The organism is Kribbella caucasensis, from assembly GCF_004361855.1.
In the GTDB taxonomy this organism is placed as follows: Bacteria; Actinomycetota; Actinomycetes; order Propionibacteriales; family Kribbellaceae; genus Kribbella; species Kribbella caucasensis.
The window spans coordinates 282,495-306,382 of sequence record NZ_SNWQ01000006.1; the positions used below are offsets into that span (position 1 = coordinate 282,495).

The following is a 23,888-nucleotide window of genomic DNA, read 5'->3' on the forward strand; positions in this document are numbered from 1 at the left end:
TGGATGGACCCGGTTGATCAGTCGGCGAGCGCGCCGCAGCTGACGCCGAGCTTCGCCAGCTCGGTCTCGCCGCCGTCCAGGGCGGTCAGCACCCAGCTGCCCTGCGGGGTCAGGGTGAAGCTGTGCTCGGTGTGGACCGCGGCCTTGCCGTCGTCGGTGACGACGGTCCAGTCGTCCTCGAGCGTGTGGTTGTCCTGCTTGCCCAGCGTGAGCATCGGCTCCACCGCGAGCGCCATCCCCTCGACCAGCTTCGGGCCACGTCCGGCCCGGCCCAGGTTCGGCACGTTCGGTGGCTGGTGCATCGCCGACCCGATGCCGTGCCCGACGAAGTCCTCGACGATCCCGTACGACGAGTTGGCGCGGACGTGGTTCTCGATCGCGGCCGAGATGTCGTACAGCCGGCCACCGAGTTTCGCGGCGGCGAACCCACGCCACATCGACTCCTCGCAGACCCGGGCCAGGTCGAGCAATTCCTGATCCACCGTGCCGACCGGCACCGTGATCGCGGCGTCGCCGTGCCAGCCGTCGACGATCGCGCCACAGTCGATCGAGATGATGTCGCCGTCGGCGAGCACCCGGTCACCCGGGATGCCGTGCACGATCTCGGCGTTGACCGAGGCGCAGATCGAACCGGTGAACCCGTGGTAGCCCTTGAACGACGGGGTCGCGCCGGACGAGCGGATGTTGTCCTCGGCGATCGCGTCCAGCTCAGCGGTGCTGATCCCGGCCTTCACCTCGCCGCGGAGCAGTTCCAGCGTGCGGCCGACCACCAGGCCGGCCTTACGCATGGTCAGGATCTGCTCGCGGGTCTTGATCTCGATCCCGCGGTCCTTGAAGATCATCGAAACTCTGCTGGCCTACTCGTCGGTGACGGACTTCAGCAAGGTCAGCACACGTTCGCTGACCTCGTCGATCTCGCCGACGCCGTCCACCTCGACCAGGATGCCGCGCTGTGCGTACACCTGCAGCAACGGCTTGGTCTCGGCGGCGTACACGTCCTGCCGGTGCCGGATGACCTCTTCGGAGTCGTCCGTCCGGCCGTCGGTCCGGGCCCGCTTGAGCATCCGCTCGACCAGCACGTCGGTGTCGGCGATCAGCGCGACCACGGCGTGCAGCTGGTGCCCGTGCTCGGCGAGGATCTCGTCCAGGGTGTCCACCTGCGGCAGGGTCCGCGGGTACCCGTCGAGCAGGAAGCCGTCGCCGGCGTCCGCCTCGGAGAGCCGGTCGCGGACCATCGCGTTGGTGATCTCGTCGGGGACGTAGTTGCCCGCGTCCATGTACCGCTTCGCCTCGAGACCCAGCTCGGTCTCTTCCTTGACGTTCTGCCGGAAAATGTCGCCGGTGGACACGGCCGGGATCCCGAGACGCTCCGCAAGCACCTTTGCCTGCGTGCCCTTACCGGCCCCGGGCGGACCCATCAGCAACATTCTCATCAGCGCAAGAACCCTTCGTAGTTACGCTGCTGCAACTGGCTCTCGATCTGCTTCACCGTGTCCAGTCCGACGCCGACCATGATCAGGATCGACGTACCACCGAACGGGAAGTTCTGGCTGGCGTTCAAGAGCACCAGCGCGACCAACGGGATCATCGAGATCACCGCGAGGTAGATCGCGCCCGGCAACGTGATACGGGACAGGACGTAGGAGAGGTACTCCTCGGTCGGCCGGCCCGCCCGGATTCCGGGGATGAAGCCGCCGTACTTCTTCATGTTGTCTGCAACTTCCTTCGGGTTGAAGGTAATCGAGACATAGAAGTACGTGAAGAAGATGATCAGGGCGACATACGTCACCATGTAGATCGGGTGATCGCCCTTGACCAGGTTGCCCTGGATCCAGATCGCCCACTTCTCGTCCTGACGGAACTGGCTGACCAGTACGGGCAGGTACATCAGGCTGGAGGCGAAGATGACCGGGATCACACCGGCCTGGTTCACCTTCAGCGGGATGTAGGTCGACGTACCGCCGAACATCTTCCGGCCGACCATCCGTTTGGCGTACTGCACCGGGATCCGGCGCTGGGCCTGCTCGATGAAGATGACCGCGGCCATGATCACCAACCCGATGACGAGCACCACGACGAAGGTCGCGAGGCCGTTCTGCTTGCGGATGCTCCACAGCTGGGACGGGAAGGTCGCCACGATCTGGGTGAAGATCAGGATCGACATGCCGTTGCCGACGCCGCGGTCGGTGATCAGCTCACCGAGCCACATCACCACACCCGTACCGGCGGTCATGGTGAGCACCATCACAACGACCGGGAACCAGCTGTCGTCGTGCAGCAGCGGCTCGTTGCAGCCCTGGAACAGCCGGCCGGGGGTGCGGGCGAGCGCGACGAACGCGGTCGCCTGCAGGATCGCCAGGCCGACGGTCAGGAACCGGGTGTACTGGGTGATCTTGCCCTGGCCCGCCTGGCCTTCCTTCTTCAGCGACTCCAGCCGCGGGATGACCACGGTGAGCAGCTGCAGGATGATGCTGGCGGTGATGTACGGCATGATGCCGAGCGCGAAGATCGCGAGCTGCAGCAGCGCGCCGCCGGAGAACAGGTTGATCAGGTTGTAGAGGTTCGCGTTCGCTCCGGACGTCGCCTGGTTCAGGCAGACGTCAAGCGACCTGACGTTGACGCCGGGCGCCGGAACGACCGAGCCGATCCGGAAGATCACGACGATGAAGAGCACGAACAAGATCTTCCGGCGCAGGTCCGGAGTCTTGAACGCGTTGGCAAAGGCGCCTAACACCCTGTCCTCCCACAAGTATCCACTGCCCGGTCAGGGCAGGGGCCTAGCAAAGCAGCCGGGCATGAGACGAACCAGGGCTCGTCCGAAACTCCAGCGTGACAATAACAAACGCCGGCTTCGCACGAGCCCTGGCACTCACACCTCGGTGGTCGTCCCTCCGGCCGCCGCGATCTTCTCCTTGGCGGACTTCGAGAACTTGTGTGCCGAGACCTGCAGTGCCACGGTCAGTTCGCCGTCACCCAGCACCTTCACCGGGTGACCGTTACGGACCGCGCCCTTGGCGACCAGCTCGGTCACGCCGACCTCGCCGCCCTCGGGAAACAGCTGTCCGAGCTTGTCCAGGTTAACGACCTGGAACTCCACTCGGTTCCTGCTCTTGAAGCCCTTCAGCTTCGGCAGCCGCATGTGCAGCGGCATCTGGCCACCCTCGAAGTACTCGGGGATGTTGTTGCGGGCCTTCGATCCCTTGGTACCGCGGCCGGCGGTCTTGCCCTTGCTGCCCTCACCACGACCCACCCGGGTCTTGGCGGTCTTGGCGCCGGGCGCCGGACGCAGGTGATGAACCTTGAGCGCCATGTCAGTCAACCTCTTCGACGGTGATGAGGTGGCGAACCGTACGCACCATGCCGCGGATCTCGGGACGGTCGTCGTGAACGGCGACATCGCCGATCCGCTTCACGCCCAGCGTCCGCAGCGTGTCGCGCTGGTTCTGCTTGCCACCGATGCCGGAACGGGTCTGGGTCACCTTCAGGCGTGCCATCAGGAAGCCGCCTCCGCCCGCGCCTTCAGCAGCGCCGCCGGAGCGACGTGCTCGACCGGCAGGCCACGGCGCGCGGCCACGGCCTCCGGGGTCTCCAGGCTGCGCAGCGCCTCGACGGTGGCGTGAACCACGTTGATGGCGTTGGACGAGCCCAGCGACTTGCTCAGGATGTCGTGGATGCCGGCGCATTCCAGCACCGCACGCGCCGAGCCACCCGCGATCACACCGGTACCAGGAGCAGCCGGACGCAGCATCACGACGCCTGCGGCCTTCTCACCCTGGACCGGGTGCGGGATGGTGCCCTGAATCCTGGGCACCTTGAAGAACGACTTCTTGGCCTCCTCGACACCCTTGGCGATCGCCGCGGGCACCTCCTTGGCCTTTCCATAACCCACACCGACGGTGCCTTCACCGTCGCCGACGACCACGAGGGCGGTGAAGCTGAAGCGACGACCACCCTTCACGACCTTGGCGACACGGTTGATGGCTACCACGCGCTCGATGTAGGCGGTCTTGTCAGCTGCCGCACCACGACCACCGTCGCGGTTACGGCGCTCACCACCGGCGCCGCCTCCGCGACGCTGCTGGCCTCCGCTCATTTCGAACTACCTCTTCCCTTTGTGTCGCCGTCAGAAGCCGAGGCCGCCCTCACGGGCGGCGTCGGCCAGGGCCGCGATGCGGCCGTGGTACTTGTTTCCGGCCCGGTCGAACACGACCGAGTCGATCCCGGCGGCCTTGGCCCGGTCGGCCAGCAGGCCGCCCACGGTCTTGGCCTTGTCGGTCTTGTTCGCCTCCGCGCCGCGCAGGTCCGCCTCCATGGTGGAGGCCGACACCAGCGTCACGCCGGCTACGTCGTCGATGACCTGAGCGAACAGGTGCTTGGACGACTTGCTGACGACCAGCCGCGGCCGCTCGGCGGTGCCGTTGATCTTCTTCCGGACGCGGATCTGCCGGCGCAACCGGGACGCGCTCTTCTTCGCCGAGTGCTTGTTGGGTCGCAATGCGATCGCCATGGTTACTTACCAGCCTTTCCGACCTTGCGGCGCACCTGCTCGCCCGCGTAGCGCACACCCTTGCCCTTGTACGGCTCGGGCTTGCGCAGCTTGCGGATGTTGGCGGCGACCTCACCGACCGACTGCTTGTCGATCCCCTGGACCGAGAACCGGGTCGGCGCCTCCACCGCGAAGGTGACGCCTTCCGGCGCGTCCACGGTGATGGTGTGGCTGTACCCGAGCGAGAACTCCAGCTGGGTCGGGCCCTTGGCGATGACCCGGTAACCGACGCCGACGATCTCGAGCTTCTTCTCGTAGCCTGCCGTCACGCCGGTCACCAGGTTGGCGATCAGGGTGCGGGACAGACCGTGCAGTTCCTTGCTCTTGCGCTGGTCGTCCGGACGGGTGACGGCGATGGTGCCGTCCTCTTCCCGGTTGACCGCGATGGGCTCAGCCACGACGTGCGAGAGCTGACCCTTGGGACCCTTGACGGTGACCGTCTGGCCGTCGATCGTGACGTCGACGCCGGACGGGACCGTGACCGGGAGCTTACCGATGCGAGACATGAATTTGGTCCTCCTTCCGGTTCTTCGTCACCAGACGTAGGCGAGGACTTCCCCGCCGACGCCCTTGTTCTTGGCCTGCCGGTCGGTCAGCAGGCCCTGTGACGTGGAGATGATCGCCACGCCCAGGCCGCCGAGCACCTTCGGCAGATTGGTCGACTTCGCGTAGACCCGCAGACCCGGCTTGCTGATCCGGCGGACGCCCGCGATGGAGCGCTCCCGGGTCGGGCCGAACTTGAGGTCCACGATCAGGGTCTTGCCGACGGCGCCCTCCTTGGGCTCCTCCACCTTGTAGGAGGAGATGTAGCCCTCCTGCTGGAGGATGTCGGCGATGCCCTGCTTGATCTTGCTGTACGGCATCGAGGTCGACTCGTGGTACGCCTGGTTGGCGTTGCGCAGACGCGTCAGCATGTCTGCGATCGGGTCGGTCATCGTCATGGCCTGGGGCCTCTTTCCCGCCGCGGTTTCGCCACTCGGCGACCTGCGGTGACTAGATGGTGAATGGAGAAAAGATCAGAGGAGGAGACGGTCACCAGCTGGACTTGGTGACACCGGGCAGCTCGCCCCGGTGCGCCATCTCGCGCAGGCAGATCCGGCACAGGCCGAACTTGCGGAAGACGGCCTTGGGCCGGCCGCAGCGCTGGCAGCGCGTGTAGCCGCGCACCGCGAACTTCGGCTTCCGGGCCTGCTTGACCTTGAGTGCTGTCTTCGCCACGTCAGTTCTCCTTGAACGGGAAGCCGAGCTGCTTGAGCAGCGCCCGCCCCTCGTCGTCGTTCTTGGCGGTGGTCACCACGGTGATGTCCATACCGCGAACCCGGTCGATCCGGTCCTGGTTGATCTCGTGGAACATCACCTGCTCGGTCAGACCGAAGGTGTAGTTCCCGTTGCCGTCGAACTGCTTCGGCGACAGGCCGCGGAAGTCGCGGATCCGGGGCAGCGCGAGCGCCAGCAGCCGGTCCAGGAACTCCCACATCCGGTCACCGCGCAGCGTCACGTGGGCGCCGATCGGCATCCCCTCGCGCAGCTTGAACTGCGCGATCGACTTGCGGGCCTTGGTCACCTGCGGCTTCTGGCCGGTGATCGCGGCCAGGTCCTTGACCGCGCCGTCGATCAGCTTCGAGTCGCGAGCCGCCTCGCCGACGCCCATGTTCACCACGATCTTGGTGAGGCCGGGCACCTGCATGACGTTCTCGAACCGGAACTGCTCCTGCAGCTGGCCGACGATCTCTTCGCGGTACTTGGTCTTCAGCCGGGGCTGCACCTTCGCCTCGGTAACTGCGGTGGTCATCAGATCTCCTCGCCGGTACGCCGCGCGATCCGGACGCTCCGGAAACCGGTGTACGTCGAGCCGTCGGGGCGCCGCTTCTGCACCTCGACGCGGTTGTAGCCGACGCGGGTGGTCACCTTCTGCTTCTTGCCGTCCTTCTCGACCTCGACCAGAAGCATCACGTTGGAGACGTGGATCGGGGCTTCCTGGGTGACGATGCCACCCGTGGTGCCGCCGCGCTGGGCCTGCTGCACCTTGGTGTGCTTCTTGACCCGGTTCACGCCCTCGACGATGACCTTCTCGGCATCCGGCAGGACCTGAATGATCTTGCCCTCGAGACCCTTGGACTTGCCGGCGACCACGCGGACGAGGTCACCCTTCTTCACGTGCAGCTTGCGCTGCGACTCGGTTGCCATGTCAGAGCACCTCCGGGGCGAGCGAGATGATCTTCATGAACCGCTTCTCCCGCAGCTCCCGCCCGACCGGGCCGAAGATACGGGTACCACGCGGCTCACCATCGGCCTTGAGGATGACGGCGGCGTTCTCGTCGAAGCGGATGTAGGAGCCGTCCGGACGCCGGCGCTCCTTCACGGTCCGCACGACGACGGCCTTGACGACGTCACCCTTCTTGACGCCACCGCCCGGGATCGCGTCCTTGACGGTGGCGACGATCGTGTCGCCGACACCGGCGTAGCGCCGACCGGAGCCGCCGAGAACGCGGATGCAGAGAATCTCCTTCGCACCCGTGTTGTCGGCGACCTTCAGTCGCGACTCCTGCTGGATCATCTGTTGATCTCCTGGTTGTCTCGCTGGTTCTCACTTCCGTGAGCCTTGCGGAACGAATGATTTCGTATGGGGTACAGCTGGGCGTTGCCCCGGGGACTACTTGGCCTTCTCGAGGATCTCCACGACGCGCCAGCGCTTGGTCGCCGACAGCGGCCGGGTCTCCATCAGCCGCACGAGGTCGCCGATACCGGCGGCGTTCTGCTCGTCATGGGCCTTGAGCTTGCTGGTGCGGCGGATGACCTTGCCGTACAGCTTGTGCTTGACCCGGTCCTCGACCTCGACGGTGACGGTCTTGTCCATCTTGTCGCTCAGCACGCGACCCTCACGGGTCTTGCGGCGGCCTCGCGCCTCGGTGGCGGTCGTGGTCACGGTCTCGTCCTTCGCTACGTTCTCGGTCATGCCTTGCTCCCGGCCTTCGTGCTGCTGTCGTCCGCGGTCTCCTCGGCCTCGGCCTCAACCTCGGCCGGGGTCTCGTCGGCCGTGGCGGCGGCCGGGCCGTCCACATCTTCGGTGATGCCGAGCGCACGCTCGGTCAGCACCGTGTAGATGCGGGCGATGTCCTTGCGGACGGCGCGCAGCCGGCCGTGGGACTCCAGCTGACCCGTGGCAGCCTGGAACCGGAGGTTGAACAACTCCTCCTTGGCGTTGTCGAGCTTTTCCAGCAGCTCGCCCCGGCCCAGGTTCCGCAGCTCGGCGGCGGTCAGGATAGCCATCAGTTCTCACCTGCCTCTCGGGTGATGAAGCGGCACTTCATCGGCAACTTGTGGATCGCCCGGCGCATCGCCTCGCGGGCGACGTCCTCGGTCACACCGGACAGCTCGAACATGACGCGGCCGCGCTTGACGTTCGCGATCCACCACTCCGGCGAACCCTTACCGGAACCCATCCGGGTCTCGGCAGGCTTCTTGGTCAGCGGGCGGTCCGGGTAGATGTTGATCCAGACCTTTCCGCCACGCTTGATGTGCCGGGTCATCGCGATACGCGCCGACTCGATCTGCCGGTTGGTGACGTAGTGGCTCTCGATCGCCTGGATGCCGAAGTCACCGAACGCCAGCGTGGTGCCACCCTTGGCCGCGCCAGAGCGGCCCGGGTGGTGCTGCTTGCGGTGCTTGACCTTGCGGGGGATGAGCATCGTTCAGCTCTCCGTTCCGGTCGTCTCGGCGGGCTTGTCGGCAGCCGGCGCCGGCGCCTCGGCCTTGGGGGCCTCGTTGCGCGCGCCACCGTCGCGACGGTCGTCGCGGCGGCCACCACGGTCGCCCCGATCGCCACGCTCGCCACCGCGGCCACCGCGGTCGTCCCGGCGGGCCGGGCGACGCTGCTGGGTGGCAGCCCGGGCGGCGGCCTGCGCCTCGCGCTCAGCGCGGGTGCCGGCGACGTCGCCCTTGTAGATCCAGACCTTCACGCCGATCCGGCCGAAGGTCGTACGGGCCTCGTAGAAGCCGTAGTCGATGTCCGCCCGGAGGGTGTGCAGCGGCACCCGGCCCTCGCGGTAGAACTCCGACCGGGACATCTCGGCGCCGCCGAGCCGGCCGGAGCACTGGATCCGGATGCCCAGGGCGCCGCCACGCATGGTGGTCTGCATCGCCTTGCGCATCGCGCGGCGGAACGCCACCCGGCCGGACAGCTGCTCGGCCACGCCCTGCGCGACCAGCTGAGCGTCGACCTCGGAGTTCTTCACCTCGAGGATGTTCAGCTGCACCTGCTTGCCGGTGAGCTCCTCCAGGCTGCCCCGGATCCGGTCCGCCTCGGCGCCGCGGCGACCGATCACGATGCCCGGACGGGCGGTGTGGATGTCGACCCGGACGCGGTCACGGGTGCGCTCGATCTCCACTCGGGAGATCCCGGCGCGCTCCATGCCCTTGCTCAGCAGGCGGCGGATCTTGACGTCCTCGCCCACGTAGTCCTTGTACAGCTTGTCGGCGTACCACCGGCTCTTGTGGTCCGTGCTGATGCCGAGCCGGAACCCGTGCGGGTTTACCTTCTGGCCCACTAGCGGGTCCTACCCTTCTTCTCAGCGGCCTTCTTCGCCGTGGCCGGCTTGGCCTCCTGCTCACGCGGGCCGACGACCACGGTGATGTGGCTGGTCCGCTTGTCGATCCGGGTGGCCCGGCCCTGGGCGCGGGGACGGTGACGCTTCAGCGTCGGCCCCTCGTCCACGAAGGCCTTCACCACGACCAGATCGTTCCGGCTCAGGTGCTCGGTACCCTCCGCGTTCGCCGCGGCGCTGTCGACGACCTTGTACACGGTCGCGGCAGCGGCCTGCGGGGCGAACTTCAGAGTGGCGAGTGCGTCGTCGACGCCCATGCCGCGCACCAGGTCGAGCACGCGACGCGCCTTCATCGGCGTCACGCGAACGAAGCGCGCGACCGCGAAGGCCCCGGGCTCGTCGCCCAGCAGGCTCTCGCGACGGGCACTGACGGCCCTACGCTCTTGAACGCTCATGATGTTCGAATCTCTCCGTAGGTTTGCTTCGCTTCGTCACCGACCGCGGTCAGCGACGCCGTGACTTCCGGTCGTCCTTCTCGTGACCCTTGAACGTCCGGGTCGGGGCGAACTCGCCGAGCTTGTGCCCGACCATCGCGTCCGTCACGAACACCGGCACGTGCTTGCGGCCGTCGTGCACCGCCAGCGTGTGGCCGATCATGTCCGGCACGATCATCGATCGGCGGGACCAGGTCTTGATGACGTTCTTGGTGCCCTTTTCGTTCTGCACCTCCACCTTCTTCATCAGGTGGTGGTCGACGAACGGGCCCTTCTTGAGGCTGCGTGGCATCTGTCCGGCTCCCTATCAGCGCTTCTTGCCGGCCTTGCGGCGCCGGACGATCATGCGGTCGCTTTCCTTGCGGGTGCGGGTCCGGCCTTCCGGCTGGCCCCACGGGGACACCGGGTGACGTCCACCCGAGGTCTTGCCCTCACCACCACCGTGCGGGTGGTCGACCGGGTTCATCGCGACACCACGGACGGTCGGGCGCTTGCCCTTCCAGCGCATCCGGCCCGCCTTGCCCCAGTTGATGTTCGACTGCTCGCCGTTGCCGACCTCACCGAGGGTGGCGCGGCAGCGCACGTCGACCATCCGGACCTCGCCGGACGGCATCCGCAGGGTGGCCATCCGGCCCTCCTTGGCGACCAGCTGCACGCTGGCGCCGGCGGACCGGGCCATCTTCGCGCCGCCACCGGGGCGCAGCTCGACGGCGTGCACCGTGGAGCCGACCGGGATGTTGCGCAGCGGCAGGTTGTTGCCCACCTTGATGTCGGCGGCCGGACCGTTCTCGACGATCGTGCCCTGCTTCAGGTTCGACGGGGCGAGGATGTAGCGCTTCTCGCCGTCGACGTAGTGCAGCAGCGCGATCCGCGCGGTCCGGTTCGGGTCGTACTCGATCTCGGCCACCTTCGCCGGGACGCCGTCCTTGTCGTACCGCTTGAAGTCGATCAGCCGGTACGCCCGCTTGTGACCGCCACCGTGGTGCCGGGTGGTGATCTTGCCGGAGTTGTTCCGGCCGCCCTTCTTGGGCAGCGGCCGCAGCAGCGACTTCTCGGGGGTCGAACGGGTGAGCTCGACGAAGTCGGCCACGCTCGAGCCACGGCGGCCCGGCGTCGTCGGCTTGTATTTGCGGATACCCATTACGACTGGCCTCCGAAGATGTCGATCCGGTCGTCACCCTTGAGGGTCACGATCGCTCGCTTGGTGTCCGGGCGCTTGCCCCAGCCCGAACGGGTCCGGCGGCGCTTGCCCTTGCGGTTGATGGTGTTGACGTCTGAGACCTTGACCTTGAACACCTTCTCGACCGCGAGCTTGATCTCGGTCTTGTTGGCGTCAGTGGCCACCTCGAACGTGTACTTCTGCTCGTCCAGCAGGCCGTAGCTCTTCTCGCTCACGACCGGCCGCAGCAGCACGTCCCGCGGGTCTTTGTTGACTCCGTGGCTCATGCTTCTACCTCCTGCTCGGCCTCGGTCGACGTGGCGACGGCCTTGACGGACTTGCCCTTCGGCGCGCCGGCGACGAAAGCCTCGAGCGCGCTCTTGGTGAAGATCACCGCGTCGCTGCAGAGCACGTCGTACGCGTTCAGCTGGTCGTACGCGAGCAGGTGCACGGTCGGCACGTTGCGCAGGCTCAGCCAGGTCTGGTCGTCGGCGCGGTCGATGACCACGAGCAGCTTGACGTGCTCGGTGATCTCGGCCAGCACCTTGATCGCGGTGCGGGTCGACGGCTTGTCGCCGTCCACGAACTTCTCCACCACGTGCACGCGACCGTCGCGGGCCCGGTCCGAGAGCGCACCGCGAAGCGCGGCGACGATCATCTTCTTGGGGGTCCGCTGGTTGTACTTGCGCGGCGTGGGGCCGTGCACGACGCCACCACCGGTGAACTGCGGTGCCCGGATCGAACCCTGGCGGGCGCGGCCGGTGCCCTTCTGGCGGTACGGCTTGACGCCACCACCGGAGACCTCACCGCGGGACTTGACCTTGTGCGTGCCCTGCCGGGCGGCGGCCAGCTGGGCCACCACGACCTGGTGGATCAGCGGCACGTTCGCCTGGACGTCGAACAGCTCGGCGGGGAGCTCGGCGGAGCCCTTCTTGCTGACCTTGTCGCCCTTGACGACGACTACGTCGACGGTGCTCACTTCTTGGCTCCCTTCGCGGCGTTGCGGATCAGCACGAGGCCGCCCTTGGGACCGGGAACCGCACCCTTGACCAGAATCAGGCCGCGCTCGGCGTCGATCGCGTGCACGGTGATGTTCTGGGTGGTGATGCGCTCGTTACCCATCCGGCCGGCCATCTTCATGCCCTTGAAAACCCGGCCCGGGGTGGCGCAGCCGCCGATGGAGCCCGGCGAACGGTGCTTCTTGTGCACACCGTGGGAGGCCCGCAGACCACCGAAGCCGTGGCGCTTCATCACACCGGCGAAGCCCTTGCCCTTGCTGGTGGCGGACACGTCGACGGTCTCACCGGCGGCGAAGGTCTCGGCCTTCAGCTCCTGGCCGAGCGTGTACTCGCTCGCGTCGGCGGTGCGCAGCTCCAGCAGGTGCCGGCGCGGGGTCACACCCACCTTGTCGAAGAGACCGCGCATCGGCTTGGTCACCTTCCGCGGGTCGATGTCGCCGAAGGCGATCTGGACGCCGTCGTAGCCGTGGCTGTCCGAGGTCCGGACCCCGGTCACGACACACGGGCCGGCCTGGATCACGGTGACGGGGACGATGCGGTTGTTCTCGTCCCAGGTCTGGGTCATGCCGAGCTTGGTGCCCAGCAGACCGCGCGTGTTCTTCTGAATGCTCATTGGTGTCGCTTTTCCCTCAGAGCTTGATCTCGATGTCGACACCGGCCGGCAGGTCGAGCCGCATCAGCGAGTCGACGGTCTTCGGCGTGGGGTCGATGATGTCGATGAGCCGCTTGTGGGTGCGCATCTCGAAGTGCTCGCGGCTGTCCTTGTACTTGTGCGGCGAGCGGATGACGCAGAACACGTTCTTTTCCGTCGGCAACGGCACCGGGCCAGCAACCTTCGCACCAGTACGCGTCACCGTGTCGACAATCTTGCGTGCCGAGCTGTCGATGACCTCGTGGTCGTAGGCCTTCAGCCGGATGCGGATCTTCTGTCCCGCCATCGCTTCGCTTCGTCCTTCTCTATCGTCTTCGTTGCGTTGCTCCGACCCCCGAGGTCGGGTGTGTCGCGGACGTGGAAACACACGTCAGCAGCACCTAATCGACCTGGAATGGTGATCGGGGCCCGGTCTCGGACCGGAACCTCGGCATGGTCTCCGGTCCGGCGCTGCCACCGGACCCGATGGTCCGCGGCGCACCCCGGCGGCCTCGCCTGAGCAACCTGAATATTGTGCCAGAGATCGGCGCCGGAACGCCAATCGGGTGGCTTCACGCCCCAGTTGGGCCGCAAAGCAGAGGTCCGCGGGGGCTCAGGGTGTGAGCCCTCGCGGACCTCGTGAGATCACTTGATGATCTTGGTGACCCGGCCGGCGCCGACGGTGCGGCCACCTTCACGGATCGCGAACCGGAGGTTCTCTTCCATGGCGATCGGCTGGATCAGCTCGACCGACATGTCGGTGTTGTCGCCCGGCATGACCATCTCGGTGCCCTCGGGCAGCGTGACGACGCCGGTGACGTCCGTGGTGCGGAAGTAGAACTGGGGCCGGTAGTTCTGGAAGAACGGCGTGTGCCGGCCGCCCTCCTCCTTCGACAGGATGTAGACCGAAGCGTCGAAGTTGGTGTGCGGGGTGGTGGTGCCCGGCTTGATCACGACCATGCCGCGCTCGACGTCCTCGCGCTTGGTGCCACGAAGCAGCAGACCGACGTTCTCACCGGCCTGGCCCTCGTCCAGCAGCTTGCGGAACATCTCGATACCGGTGACCGTGGTGGTCTGCTTCTCCGGACGGATGCCGACGATGTCGACGGTCTCGTTGACCTTGACCACGCCGCGCTCGATCCGGCCGGTGATGACGGTGCCGCGACCCGTGATGGTGAAGACGTCCTCCACCGGCATCAGGAACGGCTTGTCGATCTCGCGGACCGGCTGCGGGATGTAGGAGTCGACCGCGTCCATCAGCTCCATGATCGACTCGCTCCACTTGGCGTCACCCTGCAGCGCCGGGTGGGCCGCGACCTTGATGACCGGAACGTTGTCGCCGTCGAACTCCTGCTCGGAGAGCAGCTCGCGGACCTCGAGCTCGACGAGCTCCAGGATCTCCTCGTCGTCCACCATGTCGCACTTGTTCAGCGCCACGACCATGGCCGGCACGCCGACCTGACGGGCGAGCAGCACGTGCTCACGCGTCTGCGGCATCGGGCCGTCGGTGGCGGCGACGACCAGGATCGCACCGTCCATCTGGGCCGCACCGGTGATCATGTTCTTGATGTAGTCCGCGTGCCCCGGGCAGTCGACGTGGGCGTAGTGCCGGGCCTCGGTCTGGTACTCGACGTGCGCGATCGAGATGGTGATACCGCGCTGACGCTCTTCCGGCGCCTTGTCGATCTGATCGAAGGCCGACGCCTCGTTGAGCGTCGGGTACTTGTCGTGCAGCACCTTGGTGATCGCCGCGGTAAGAGTGGTCTTACCGTGGTCGATGTGACCGATGGTGCCGATGTTGACGTGCGGCTTAGTCCGCTCGAACTTCGCCTTCGCCACTGGGGCCCTCCTAGTAAATGTTGACTACGCCGTACGCCGACGCGCTGTGGGTGGTTGGTCCGGAGCGAGAGACTACTCGCCCCGGGCCTTCTTGATGATCTCTTCCGCCACGTTCTTCGGAACCTCGGCGTAGGAATCGAACTGCATCGAGTACGACGCGCGGCCCTGGGTCTTCGACCGCAGGTCCCCGACATACCCGAACATCTCGGACAACGGCACCAGGGCCTTCACAGCCCGGCTGCCACCGGGGCCTTCGTCCATCGACTGGATCTGGCCACGGCGTGAGTTGAGGTCGCCGATCACTTCACCCATGTAGTCCTCGGGGGTGATGACCTCGACCGCGAACATCGGCTCCAGGATGACCGGAGTCGCCCGGCGGGCGGCGTCCTTGAAGGCCATCGACCCGGCGATCTTGAAGGCGAGCTCGGACGAGTCGACGTCGTGGTAGGCGCCGTCCGTCAGCGTCACCTTGACGTCCACCATCGGGTAGCCGGCCAGTACGCCGAACTCCATCGCCTCCTGGGCGCCCTCGTCCACCGACGGGATGTACTCCCGGGGGATGCGGCCACCGGTGACGGCGTTGACGAACTCGTAACCGCCCTCGCCACCCGCCTCGACCGAGGTCGGCTCGATGGTGATGATCACACGCGCGAACTGACCCGAACCACCGGTCTGCTTCTTGTGCGTGTAGTCGACCTTCTCGACCTTCTTCTTGATCGTCTCGCGGTAGGCGACCTGCGGCTTGCCGACGTTGGCCTCGACGCGGAACTCGCGCTTCATCCGGTCGACCAGCACCTCGAGGTGCAGCTCACCCATGCCGGCGATGATCGTCTGGCCGGTGTCCTCGTCGGTCCGGACCTGGAAGGTCGGGTCCTCGTCGGCGAGACGCTGGATGGCCACACCCAGCTTCTCCTGGTCGGCCTTCGACTTCGGCTCGATGGCTACCGAGATGACCGGGGCCGGGAACTGCATCGACTCCAGCAGGACCGGCTTGGCCGGGTCGCACAGCGTCTCACCGGTGGTGGTGTCCTTCAGACCCATCACGGCGACGATGTGGCCGGCGCCGATCGAGGCGATCTCCTCACGCTTGTTCGCGTGCATCCGGTAGATCTTGCCGATCCGCTCCTTGCGGCCCTTGGTCGGGTTCAGCACCTGCGTGCCGGTCTCCAGCTTGCCGGAGTAGACCCGGATGAAGGTCAGCTTGCCCAGGTGCGGGTCGGCCGCGATCTTGAACGCCAGCGCCGAGAACGGCTCGCTGTCGTCCGGCTTGCGCAGCACGACCTGGTCGGCGTCCTTGACGTCGTGGCCCTCGATGGCCGGCACGTCGACCGGGCTCGGCAGGTAGTCGTTCACCGCGTCGAGCAGCGGCTGGACGCCCTTGTTCTTGAACGCCGTACCGGTCAGCACCGGGGTCAGCTTGCTCGCCAGGGTGGCGCGCCGGATGGCGGCCTTCAGCTGCTCCTGGGTCGGCTGGTCGCCTTCCAGGTACAGCTCCATGATGTCGTCGTCGGCCTCGGCCAGCGTCTCGATCAGCTTGTCCCGCCACTCGGCGGCCGCCTCGGTGTGCGACGCGGGGATCTCCTCGACGGTGTAGTCCTCACCGATCGTGGTCTCGCCCCGCCAGGTCAGCGCACGCATCTCGACCAGGTCGACGACGCCGATGAAGTCGGACTCGGCCCCGATCGGCAGCTGCATGACCAGCGGCACGGCGGCGAGCCGGTCCTTGATCATGTCGACGCAGCGCATGAACTCCGCACCGGTGCGGTCCAGCTTGTTCACGAAGCAGATCCGCGGTACGCCGTACCGGTCGGCCTGACGCCAGACGGTCTCGGACTGCGGCTCGACACCGGCGACACCGTCGAACACGGCGACGGCACCGTCGAGCACGCGCAGCGACCGCTCCACCTCGACGGTGAAGTCGACGTGGCCCGGGGTGTCGATGATGTTGATGGTGTGGTCTTTCCAGATGCAGGTCGTCGCGGCGGACGTGATGGTGATGCCGCGCTCCTGCTCCTGCTCCATCCAGTCCATCGTGGCAGCGCCCTCGTGGACCTCACCGATCTTGTAGGTGATCCCGGTGTAGAAGAGGATCCGCTCGGTCGTCGTCGTCTTGCCGGCGTCGATGTGGGCCATGATCCCGATGTTGCGGACCTTGGCCAGGTCGGTGGTGATTTGTACGGCCACCTCGGTGGTCTACCTCTCGCTTCCGTAATGCTTCAAAAGGGGTGAGCTGGGGGTCCGGATCGGACCCCGGATCACCAGCGGTAGTGGGCGAAAGCCTTGTTGGCTTCGGCCATCTTGTGCGTGTCCTCGCGGCGCTTCACCGACGCGCCGAGACCGTTGGACGCGTCCAGGATCTCGTTCATCAGGCGCTCGGCCATGGTCTTCTCGCGACGCGCACGGGAGTACGACGTGAGCCAGCGCAGGGCGAGCGTGGTCGAGCGACCGGGCTTGACCTCGATCGGCACCTGGTAGGTGGCGCCACCGACCCGGCGGCTCTTCACCTCGATGCTGGGCTTCACGTTGTCCAGGGCGCGCTTCAGCGTGATGACCGGGTCGGTGCCGGTCTTCGTCCGGGTGCCCTCGAGCGCCGTGTAGACGATGCTCTGCGCGATCTGCTTCTTGCCGTCCACCAGGATCTTGGAGATCAACTGGGTGACCAGCGGCGAACTGTAGACCGGGTCGATGATGACCGGCCGCTTGGGTGCGGGACCCTTGCGCGGCATTAGCTCTTCTCCTTCTTCGCGCCGTACCGGCTGCGAGCCTGCTTCCGGTTCTTCACACCCTGGGTGTCGAGCGAACCGCGGATGATCTTGTACCGGACACCCGGGAGGTCCTTCACCCGACCGCCACGCACGAGCACGATCGAGTGCTCCTGCAGGTTGTGGCCGACGCCGGGGATGTATGCGGTGACCTCGATGCCGCTGGTGAGGCGGACACGCGCGACCTTGCGAAGCGCCGAGTTCGGCTTCTTCGGGGTGGTCGTGTAGACGCGCGTGCACACACCACGACGCTGAGGGGAACCCTTCAGGGCCGGCGTCTTGTTCTTGGACACCTTGTCCTGGCGGCCCTTGCGGACCAGCTGCTGAATGGTGGGCACCGCGTAGGTCTCTTTCTGTCGTCCGGTCGGTTGCTGCGGCCCCCGCGGTCGGGTGTGTCGCGTGCGCACGGTCGTGCCGAAGTCGTAATCTCTGACTGTCGGCAGGGAGACCGAGCCACGCGCGCTAACCCGTATCTACGAGGGGCACGCATGACGGCCCAGGATGACCCGGGCACGATCGTTAAGACTAGCGGCTGCCTCAAGCACGGTCAAAACAGATGACCGCGCCGCGCTGAGGCCCGGCCGCGACACCAGTTTACAGGGTCTACGGAGTGGATCGTGCCGCCAGGAACGCGGTCGCCACGGCCGTGTCTCCCTCGACCTTCAACCGATCGCCCGGAAGCCGTTTCCACAGACACAGAAGCAGCTCCGCCGCGGTCCCGGACAGCACCGCCTCACCGACTGCCCTGCCCCGCTCCACCCGCGGCCGATCCCCTTGTGGCAAAGGCGTCAGCGTCCATTCGTCACCGGTGTCGACAGCCCGTACGCCGAGCTGCCGGGTGACCGAAGGCTCGAATCCGCGGACCAGCATCCGGGGCAGGAACACCCCGAAAACCTCGTCGACCCCGTCGGCCGCGATGGCCGGCGGAACCACATCCAGGGCCGTTTTCGCCGGCTCCGGATCGGCCGGACCGGCGGCGGCCTGGACGGCGTCTACCAGATGGACCGCCGTCTCATGCAGACGTCGCCGGGCCCAGAACCCCGCCCGCTGCTCAACCGGGGCGAAGTTCCAGCACGGCTCGTCCGGATCCACTGCCCTGATCGCGGCGACCAGGGCAGCCGTCGTCCCGGCGTACCAATCGGACCAGGAGGCCGTCGTCCGGAGCACGTCCGGGGCCTTCTGACCGACGCCGCTGAGCAGGATCGAGGCGGCCCAGCGCTGACCGCCGCCGATGTGCAGGGCCAGGTCGGCGACGGTCCAGCCGGGGCAGTTCGGTACCGCGGCGGCCGGGTCGACGGTCCCGAAGACCGCCGCCAGCTCCGCCGCGGTGCGCTCGAACTCGCTCAGGTAGTCCAGCTCGGACAAGGCTGTGTCAGACAAGGAACCGGACCTCGCTGATCAGCCCTTCCTGAACGCGATACATCACGATCGTCGGAATCGGGCCCTGGTCGGTGTCGTGCCGGATCGCCTGGTCGATGACCCAGTCGCCCAGCGTCATCCGCTGCTGCAGCTCGGTCTTGCACCGGCCGGCGCCGAAGAGTGGCCGGTAGTACTCGCGTAGTGAGCGGCGGCCCTTGAGCAACGACCCGTCGGCGAACTGCAGCTGCGCCGTCGGCGAGTACATCGCCAGGAACGCTTCCAGGTCGTGTGCCACATACGCGAGCTGCTCCCGCCCGACCACCCGGCTGGCCGCGGTCTCGGACCACGCCAGCAGCGCCACAGCCGGAGCCGGGGCAGGAGCAGGTGCGGGAGCCGGGATGGCTTCCGGGGTGAGGGCAGGGAGGGGGGAAGGGGGGAGGGAAGACGTGGACGAGGGGGTGGGGTTGGGGATGGTGGAGGTCGAGGAGGTGGCCGGCGGGAGTTGGCCGGTGGTTTGCTCGCTGGTGGGGTCCTGGCCCAGGTGGGCGATCGCCCAGTCCAGGGCCTTGGTCACCGCGGCGCGGGATTCGTCGGTGTGGTCGAGCATGTCGAAGCCGTGTTGCCCTTTCGGTACGTCGATGATGTCCAGCGCGGCGCCACCGGCGGAGACGAACTCCGCCACCGGACCAGCGAGTTCCTCACGCTCGCGGCCGACCCTCGTCAGCAGCACCGGCAGGTCTTTGGGTTTGCCGATCACCTCGGCGGCGGAAACGAGCTCGCCGACACCGGGTGGCGCGACGAGCAGCGGATATGTCAACAGCACGCAGCGCAGCCAGTCCGGCCGGCTGTCCAGCCACTCCCCCGCGAGCAGACCGGCGCCGGAGAAGAACCACAGGGCGATGCGGTTCGGGTCCACCTGCGGATCGGCCCGCAGAATGCCGACGGCGGCCTCCACGTCGTCGGCGGCGGTGGCGAGCTGATCGAGCCCATGGATCAGGCTGTGATCGACGACAGCTGCCACCGGACCGCGTTGTGCCGCGGCTGTCGCATACCCCCGATAGACCGGCCAGTCCCGCGGCGTCACCTCCAGATCCGCAGGCATCGGACCCCCGTGCACGAAGAGGATCGCACCTCGTCGCGCCGTGCCGGCCGGGCGATACAGGTCGACCTCACCGACCCGTTCGACCAGCACATCCACCGCGTCGGCGACCGGCAGAACGAAAGGCTGCAAGTACGCCGGGTGGTCGGTCATGGACCCATCTTGGCGCATCCCGGGGACACTCGCGCCCCGGCGCCCCGATTGCGTGTCAGGCGCGCCCGCGAACGTGCTCGACCGACCGCGTCATGAGCTCCTCCAGAACGCCGGAATCCACGTCTGCCAAGCGTTTGAGGTACAGGCAGGACACACCGGTCGTATGCGGACCAAGGCGCGCCAGCAGCTCGTCGTACCCGTCGAAACCTTCGGTGATGTACAGCGTCGTGGACTGCTTGCGTGGCGAGAATCCGATCTCGAACCAGTCCAGCTCACGGCCACGCGGCCATCGTGCCCCAGTACGCCGCGAGGGCGGCACCCCCTGATCGGGAGTGCCGCCCTCGGCAGTGTGTTTGACCGGACTCAGTTCTGGTACGAACCGAGGTCGAAGTCGTCGAGCGGGACCGACTGACCCGCGGACGGGCCGAAGTCGTAGTCGTACGACTCGTAGCCGACCATCGAGTACATCGCGGCCTTCGCCTCCTCGGTGGGCTCCACCCGGATGTTGCGGTAACGGTCCATGCCCGTACCGGCCGGGATCAGCTTGCCGATGATGACGTTCTCCTTCAGACCGACCAGCGAGTCGGACTTGCCGTGGATCGCGGCCTCGGTCAGGACCCGGGTCGTCTCCTGGAAGGAGGCGGCCGACAGCCACGACTCGGTCGCGAGCGACGCCTTGGTGATACCCATCAGGACCGGACGGCCCGAGGCCGGCGTACCGCCCTCGGCAACCACCCGACGGTTCTCCGCCTCGAACATCAGGCGGTCCGCCAGCTCACCCGGCAGCAGGTTCGCCTCGCCGGACTCGATCACCGTGACCCGGCGCAGCATCTGCCGGACGATGATCTCGATGTGCTTGTCGTGGATGGCCACACCCTGCGACCGGTACACCTCCTGGACCTCGTCCACCAGGTGCTCCTGCGCCTTGCGGACACCCAGGATGCGGAGTACCTCCTGCGGGTCCGGCGTACCCTGCGTCAGCTGCTGACCGACCTCGACGTGCTGACCTTCCTCGATCAGCAGGCGGCCACGCTTCGACACCGGGTAGGCGACCTCCTCGGAACCGTCGTCCGGGGTGAGCACCAGCTTCCGGGTCTTGTCGGTGTCCTCGATCGCGATCCGGCCGGCGGCCTCCGAGATCGGCGCCTTGCCCTTGGGCTGGCGAGCCTCGAAGAGCTCGACCACACGCGGCAGACCGTGGGTGATGTCATCACCCGCGACACCACCGGTGTGGAAGGTACGCATGGTCAGCTGCGTCCCCGGCTCACCGATGGACTGGGCCGCGATGATGCCGACCGCCTCACCGATGTCGACCGGCTTGCCGGTGGCCAGCGAACGGCCGTAGCACTTCGCGCAGGTCCCGGTCTTGGCGTCACAGGTCAGCACGGAGCGGACCTTGACCTCCTCGATCCCAGCCTCGACCAGCGCGGCGATGGACACGTCGCCCAGGTCGCTGCCGGCCGCCAGGACGACCTTCCCGGCCTTGTCCACCACGTCGGTGGCCAGGGTGCGGGCGTACGCGCTGGTCTCGACGTTCTCCGCGTGCACGACCTTGCCGTTCGGACCGGCCTCGCCGATCTTCTTCGGCAGACCACGCTCGGTGCCGCAGTCCTCCTCGCGGATGATGACGTCCTGCGAGACGTCCACCAGACGACGGGTCAGGTACCCCGAGTCGGCGGTCCGCAGCGCGGTGTCGGCCAGACCCTTCCGGGCACCGTGGGTGGCGATGAAGTACTCGACCACCGACAGGCCCTCACGGAAGTTGGACTTGATCGGCCGGGCGATGATCTCGCCCTTCGGGTTGGCCACCAGGCCACGCATACCGGCGATCTGCCGGATCTGCATCATGTTGCCTCGGGCACCCGAGTGGACCATCATCCAGATCGGGTTGGTCTTCTCGAAGTTCTCCTCCATCGCCTTGCCGACCTCGGCGTTGGCGCCGGTCCAGATCTCGATCAGCTCCTGCCGCCGCTCGGACGAGGTGATCAGACCCCGCTCGAACTGCTTCTGGACCTTCTCGGCCTGCGACTCGTACCGGGCCATGATCTCGGGCTTGCTCGGCGGCGTGCTGAAGTCGTCGATCGACACCGTGACACCCGACCGGGTGGCCCAGCGGAAACCGAGATCCTTCAGCGCGTCCAGGCAGTTGGCCACCTGGACCTTGGAGTAGCGCTCGGCCAGGTCGTTGACGATCGAGCCCAGCTGCTTCTTGCCGACCTCGGTGTCCACGAAGGTGTAGTCGCTCGGCAGCGCCTCGTTGAACAGCGCGCGGCCCAGCGTCGTCTCCAGCGAGAACCCGCCGTCGTCCAGCGGCATCGCACCAGCCGGTGCCTCCGCCTCGCCCAGCCGCAGCGTGATCTTCGCCTGCAGCGACAGCTCGTTGCGGTCGAACGCCATCAGCGCCTCGGCCACCGAGCCGAACGCCCGGCCCTCGCCGAGCACGCCCTCCTTCAGCATGGTCAGGAAGTAGATGCCGATGATCATGTCCTGGGTCGGCATCGTGACCGGACGGCCGTCGGCCGGCTTCAGGATGTTGTTCGTCGACAGCATCAGGATCCGCGCCTCGGCCTGCGCCTCGGCCGACAGCGGCAGGTGCACCGCCATCTGGTCACCGTCGAAGTCCGCGTTGAACGCGGAGCAGACGAGCGGGTGGATCTGGATCGCCTTGCCCTCGATCAGCTGCGGCTCGAACGCCTGGATACCGAGCCGGTGCAGGGTAGGTGCACGGTTCAGCAGGACCGGGTGCTCGGTGATGACCTCTTCCAGCACGTCCCAGACCTGGGCGCGCTGGCGCTCCACCATCCGCTTGGCGGACTTGATGTTCTGCGCGTGGTTGAGGTCGACCAGCCGCTTCATCACGAACGGCTTGAACAGCTCCAGCGCCATCGCCTTCGGCAGACCGCACTGGTGCAGCTTGAGCTGCGGGCCGACCACGATGACCGAACGGCCGGAGTAGTCGACGCGCTTGCCCAGCAGGTTCTGACGGAAACGACCCTGCTTGCCCTTGAGCATGTCGGACAGCGACTTCAGCGGCCGGTTGCCCGGGCCGGTGACCGGACGGCCACGGCGGCCGTTGTCGAACAGCGCGTCGACGGCCTCCTGCAGCATCCGCTTCTCGTTGTTGACGATGATCTCCGGCGCGCCCAGGTCGAGCAGCCGCTTGAGCCGGTTGTTCCGGTTGATCACCCGGCGGTACAGGTCGTTCAGGTCGGAGGTGGCGAACCGGCCACCGTCGAGCTGGACCATCGGCCGCAGGTCCGGCGGGATCACCGGAACGCAGTCGAGCACCATGCCCATCGGGCTGTTGTTGGTGGCAAGGAACGCGGTGACGACCTTGAGCCGCTTCAGGGCGCGGGTCTTGCGCTGGCCCTTGCCGGTCTTGATCGTCTCGCGCAGGTTGGCCGCCTCGGCCTTCAGGTCGAAGGTCTCCAGCCGGCGCTGGATCGCGGCGGCGCCCATCGCGCCCTCGAAGTACTTGCCGAACCGCTCCTTCATGGCGCGGTAGAGGATCTCGTCGCCCTCCAGGTCCTGGACCTTGAGGTTCTTGAACCGGGTCCAGACCTCGTCGAGGCGGTCGATCTCGCGCTGCGCACGGTCGCGCAGCTGCTTGACCTCACGCTCGGCGGACTCCTTCACCTTGCGCCGTACGTCGGCCTTGGCGCCCTCGGCCTCGAGCTGCGCCAGGTCCTCCTCGAGCTTCTTCATCCGCTGCTCGATGTCGTTGTCGCGCCGGTTCTCGAGCTGCTTGCGCTCGACGTCGGTCCGGCCCTCCAGCGAGGCGAGGTCGCGGTGCCGCGCCTCGTCGTCGACGTCGGTGATCATGTACGCCGCGAAGTAGATGACCTTCTCCAGGTCCTTCGGGGCGAGGTCGAGCAGGTAGCCGAGCCGCGACGGGACACCCTTGAAGTACCAGATGTGGGTGACCGGGGCCGCCAGCTCGATGTGGCCCATCCGCTCCCGGCGCACCTTCTGGCGGGTGACCTCGACGCCACACCGCTCACAGATGATGCCCTTGAACCGGACTCGCTTGTACTTACCGCAGTAGCACTCCCAGTCCCGGGTGGGACCGAAGATCTTCTCGCAGAACAGTCCGTCACGCTCGGGCTTGAGCGTCCGGTAGTTGATCGTCTCGGGCTTCTTGACCTCGCCGTGCGACCACTGGCGGATCTCATCCGCGGTCGCCAGTCCGATCCGAAGCTCGTCGAAGAAGTTCACGTCGAGCACGATGTGTTATCTCCCCAAAAGTAAAAGGTCTGAGTGATTGTTGATGTCAAGCGGCAACC

The 23,888-nt window shown here is 66.9% G+C and carries 32 protein-coding genes; all 32 read right to left on the reverse strand.

Annotation, left to right across the window (positions count from 1 at the left end; all coding sequences use genetic code 11):
- Positions 1-17 precede the first annotated feature (17 nt).
- The 32 genes from map to EV643_RS15210 all read right to left on the reverse strand — a co-directional run bounded on the left by map (position 18) and on the right by EV643_RS15210 (position 23,829).
- On the reverse strand, positions 18-842 hold the full coding sequence (map, locus tag EV643_RS15055; protein WP_133800681.1) for a type I methionyl aminopeptidase: 825 nt from the start codon (positions 840-842) through the stop codon (positions 18-20).
- Positions 843-857: 15 nt separating this feature from the next.
- Positions 858-1,433, reverse strand: coding sequence for an adenylate kinase (locus tag EV643_RS15060; RefSeq protein ID WP_133800682.1), 576 nt, complete (start codon positions 1,431-1,433; stop codon positions 858-860).
- Positions 1,433-2,734: a preprotein translocase subunit SecY gene (gene secY / locus EV643_RS15065; protein ID WP_133800683.1), complete on the reverse strand. Its 1,302-nt coding sequence runs from the start codon at positions 2,732-2,734 to the stop codon at positions 1,433-1,435. Before secY ends, EV643_RS15060 begins: the two co-directional genes overlap by 1 nt.
- Before the next feature lie 135 nt (positions 2,735-2,869).
- Positions 2,870-3,310: a 50S ribosomal protein L15 gene (gene rplO / locus EV643_RS15070; protein WP_133800684.1), complete on the reverse strand. Its 441-nt coding sequence runs from the start codon at positions 3,308-3,310 to the stop codon at positions 2,870-2,872.
- Position 3,311: 1 nt separating this feature from the next.
- Positions 3,312-3,494, reverse strand: coding sequence for a 50S ribosomal protein L30 (rpmD, locus tag EV643_RS15075; RefSeq protein ID WP_012923669.1), 183 nt, complete (start codon positions 3,492-3,494; stop codon positions 3,312-3,314).
- Entirely contained in the window at positions 3,494-4,093 is a 600-nt protein-coding gene (gene rpsE, locus EV643_RS15080) for a 30S ribosomal protein S5 (RefSeq protein ID WP_133800685.1), read from the reverse strand. The genes rpmD and rpsE overlap by 1 nt, the downstream gene beginning before the upstream one ends.
- A gap of 30 nt (positions 4,094-4,123) precedes the next feature.
- Positions 4,124-4,507, reverse strand: a complete 384-nt coding sequence (rplR, locus tag EV643_RS15085) for a 50S ribosomal protein L18 (RefSeq protein WP_133800686.1) — start codon at positions 4,505-4,507, stop codon at positions 4,124-4,126.
- 2 nt (positions 4,508-4,509) lie between these two features.
- Entirely contained in the window at positions 4,510-5,052 is a 543-nt protein-coding gene (gene rplF / locus EV643_RS15090; RefSeq protein WP_133800687.1) for a 50S ribosomal protein L6, read from the reverse strand.
- Positions 5,053-5,079: 27 nt separating this feature from the next.
- Positions 5,080-5,487 carry a 30S ribosomal protein S8 gene (gene rpsH, locus EV643_RS15095; RefSeq protein WP_133800688.1) on the reverse strand — a complete coding sequence of 136 codons (408 nt, stop codon included), beginning with the start codon at positions 5,485-5,487 and terminating at the stop codon, positions 5,080-5,082.
- Positions 5,488-5,578: 91 nt separating this feature from the next.
- On the reverse strand, positions 5,579-5,764 hold the full coding sequence (locus tag EV643_RS15100; protein WP_012923674.1) for a type Z 30S ribosomal protein S14: 186 nt from the start codon (positions 5,762-5,764) through the stop codon (positions 5,579-5,581).
- Between the two features lies 1 nt (position 5,765).
- Positions 5,766-6,338 carry a 50S ribosomal protein L5 gene (rplE, locus tag EV643_RS15105; RefSeq protein WP_133800689.1) on the reverse strand — a complete coding sequence of 191 codons (573 nt, stop codon included), beginning with the start codon at positions 6,336-6,338 and terminating at the stop codon, positions 5,766-5,768.
- Positions 6,338-6,733: a 50S ribosomal protein L24 gene (gene rplX / locus EV643_RS15110; protein WP_133800690.1), complete on the reverse strand. Its 396-nt coding sequence runs from the start codon at positions 6,731-6,733 to the stop codon at positions 6,338-6,340. The genes rplE and rplX overlap by 1 nt, the downstream gene beginning before the upstream one ends.
- A 1-nt stretch (position 6,734) precedes the next feature.
- Positions 6,735-7,103 carry a 50S ribosomal protein L14 gene (rplN, locus tag EV643_RS15115; protein ID WP_012923677.1) on the reverse strand — a complete coding sequence of 123 codons (369 nt, stop codon included), beginning with the start codon at positions 7,101-7,103 and terminating at the stop codon, positions 6,735-6,737.
- A gap of 96 nt (positions 7,104-7,199) precedes the next feature.
- Positions 7,200-7,502: a 30S ribosomal protein S17 gene (rpsQ, locus tag EV643_RS15120; RefSeq protein WP_133800691.1), complete on the reverse strand. Its 303-nt coding sequence runs from the start codon at positions 7,500-7,502 to the stop codon at positions 7,200-7,202.
- The gene (gene rpmC / locus EV643_RS47175; RefSeq protein WP_133800692.1) at positions 7,499-7,816 is read right to left on the reverse strand and encodes a 50S ribosomal protein L29; all 318 of its coding nucleotides are present in this window, start codon (positions 7,814-7,816) and stop codon (positions 7,499-7,501) included. The genes rpsQ and rpmC overlap by 4 nt, the downstream gene beginning before the upstream one ends.
- Positions 7,816-8,235 carry a 50S ribosomal protein L16 gene (rplP, locus tag EV643_RS15130; protein ID WP_133800693.1) on the reverse strand — a complete coding sequence of 140 codons (420 nt, stop codon included), beginning with the start codon at positions 8,233-8,235 and terminating at the stop codon, positions 7,816-7,818. Before rplP ends, rpmC begins: the two co-directional genes overlap by 1 nt.
- Before the next feature lie 3 nt (positions 8,236-8,238).
- A complete protein-coding gene (gene rpsC / locus EV643_RS15135; protein WP_133800694.1) occupies positions 8,239-9,093 on the reverse strand; it encodes a 30S ribosomal protein S3 in 855 nt (284 codons plus the stop codon).
- A complete protein-coding gene (gene rplV, locus EV643_RS15140) occupies positions 9,093-9,545 on the reverse strand; it encodes a 50S ribosomal protein L22 (RefSeq protein WP_133800695.1) in 453 nt (150 codons plus the stop codon). Before rplV ends, rpsC begins: the two co-directional genes overlap by 1 nt.
- Before the next feature lie 49 nt (positions 9,546-9,594).
- On the reverse strand, positions 9,595-9,876 hold the full coding sequence (rpsS, locus tag EV643_RS15145; RefSeq protein WP_131361012.1) for a 30S ribosomal protein S19: 282 nt from the start codon (positions 9,874-9,876) through the stop codon (positions 9,595-9,597).
- A 15-nt stretch (positions 9,877-9,891) separates the two neighbouring features.
- A complete protein-coding gene (gene rplB / locus EV643_RS15150) occupies positions 9,892-10,725 on the reverse strand; it encodes a 50S ribosomal protein L2 (protein WP_077019232.1) in 834 nt (277 codons plus the stop codon).
- Positions 10,725-11,030 carry a 50S ribosomal protein L23 gene (gene rplW / locus EV643_RS15155; protein WP_133800696.1) on the reverse strand — a complete coding sequence of 102 codons (306 nt, stop codon included), beginning with the start codon at positions 11,028-11,030 and terminating at the stop codon, positions 10,725-10,727. Before rplW ends, rplB begins: the two co-directional genes overlap by 1 nt.
- Complete coding sequence (rplD, locus tag EV643_RS15160; protein ID WP_133800697.1) at positions 11,027-11,722, reverse strand: 50S ribosomal protein L4; 696 nt, start codon at positions 11,720-11,722, stop codon at positions 11,027-11,029. The genes rplW and rplD overlap by 4 nt, the downstream gene beginning before the upstream one ends.
- Positions 11,719-12,375: a 50S ribosomal protein L3 gene (gene rplC / locus EV643_RS15165; protein ID WP_202869559.1), complete on the reverse strand. Its 657-nt coding sequence runs from the start codon at positions 12,373-12,375 to the stop codon at positions 11,719-11,721. The genes rplD and rplC overlap by 4 nt, the downstream gene beginning before the upstream one ends.
- A 16-nt stretch (positions 12,376-12,391) precedes the next feature.
- Positions 12,392-12,700, reverse strand: coding sequence for a 30S ribosomal protein S10 (gene rpsJ / locus EV643_RS15170; RefSeq protein WP_012923688.1), 309 nt, complete (start codon positions 12,698-12,700; stop codon positions 12,392-12,394).
- A gap of 338 nt (positions 12,701-13,038) precedes the next feature.
- The gene (gene tuf, locus EV643_RS15175) at positions 13,039-14,232 is read right to left on the reverse strand and encodes an elongation factor Tu (protein WP_133800698.1); all 1,194 of its coding nucleotides are present in this window, start codon (positions 14,230-14,232) and stop codon (positions 13,039-13,041) included.
- Positions 14,233-14,304: 72 nt separating this feature from the next.
- Entirely contained in the window at positions 14,305-16,365 is a 2,061-nt protein-coding gene (fusA, locus tag EV643_RS15180) for an elongation factor G (protein ID WP_238165604.1), read from the reverse strand.
- Between the two features lie 122 nt (positions 16,366-16,487).
- Positions 16,488-16,958: a 30S ribosomal protein S7 gene (gene rpsG, locus EV643_RS15185; protein WP_012923691.1), complete on the reverse strand. Its 471-nt coding sequence runs from the start codon at positions 16,956-16,958 to the stop codon at positions 16,488-16,490.
- Complete coding sequence (rpsL, locus tag EV643_RS15190) at positions 16,958-17,332, reverse strand: 30S ribosomal protein S12 (protein ID WP_012923692.1); 375 nt, start codon at positions 17,330-17,332, stop codon at positions 16,958-16,960. Before rpsL ends, rpsG begins: the two co-directional genes overlap by 1 nt.
- Before the next feature lie 265 nt (positions 17,333-17,597).
- Positions 17,598-18,374, reverse strand: coding sequence for a maleylpyruvate isomerase N-terminal domain-containing protein (locus EV643_RS15195; RefSeq protein WP_238165593.1), 777 nt, complete (start codon positions 18,372-18,374; stop codon positions 17,598-17,600).
- Positions 18,367-19,605: a nuclear transport factor 2 family protein gene (locus EV643_RS15200; protein WP_133800700.1), complete on the reverse strand. Its 1,239-nt coding sequence runs from the start codon at positions 19,603-19,605 to the stop codon at positions 18,367-18,369. Before EV643_RS15200 ends, EV643_RS15195 begins: the two co-directional genes overlap by 8 nt.
- A gap of 55 nt (positions 19,606-19,660) precedes the next feature.
- A complete protein-coding gene (locus EV643_RS15205; protein WP_133800701.1) occupies positions 19,661-19,924 on the reverse strand; it encodes a DUF1801 domain-containing protein in 264 nt (87 codons plus the stop codon).
- Positions 19,925-19,968: 44 nt separating this feature from the next.
- A complete protein-coding gene (locus tag EV643_RS15210; protein WP_133800702.1) occupies positions 19,969-23,829 on the reverse strand; it encodes a DNA-directed RNA polymerase subunit beta' in 3,861 nt (1,286 codons plus the stop codon).
- Positions 23,830-23,888: the final 59 nt, after the last annotated feature.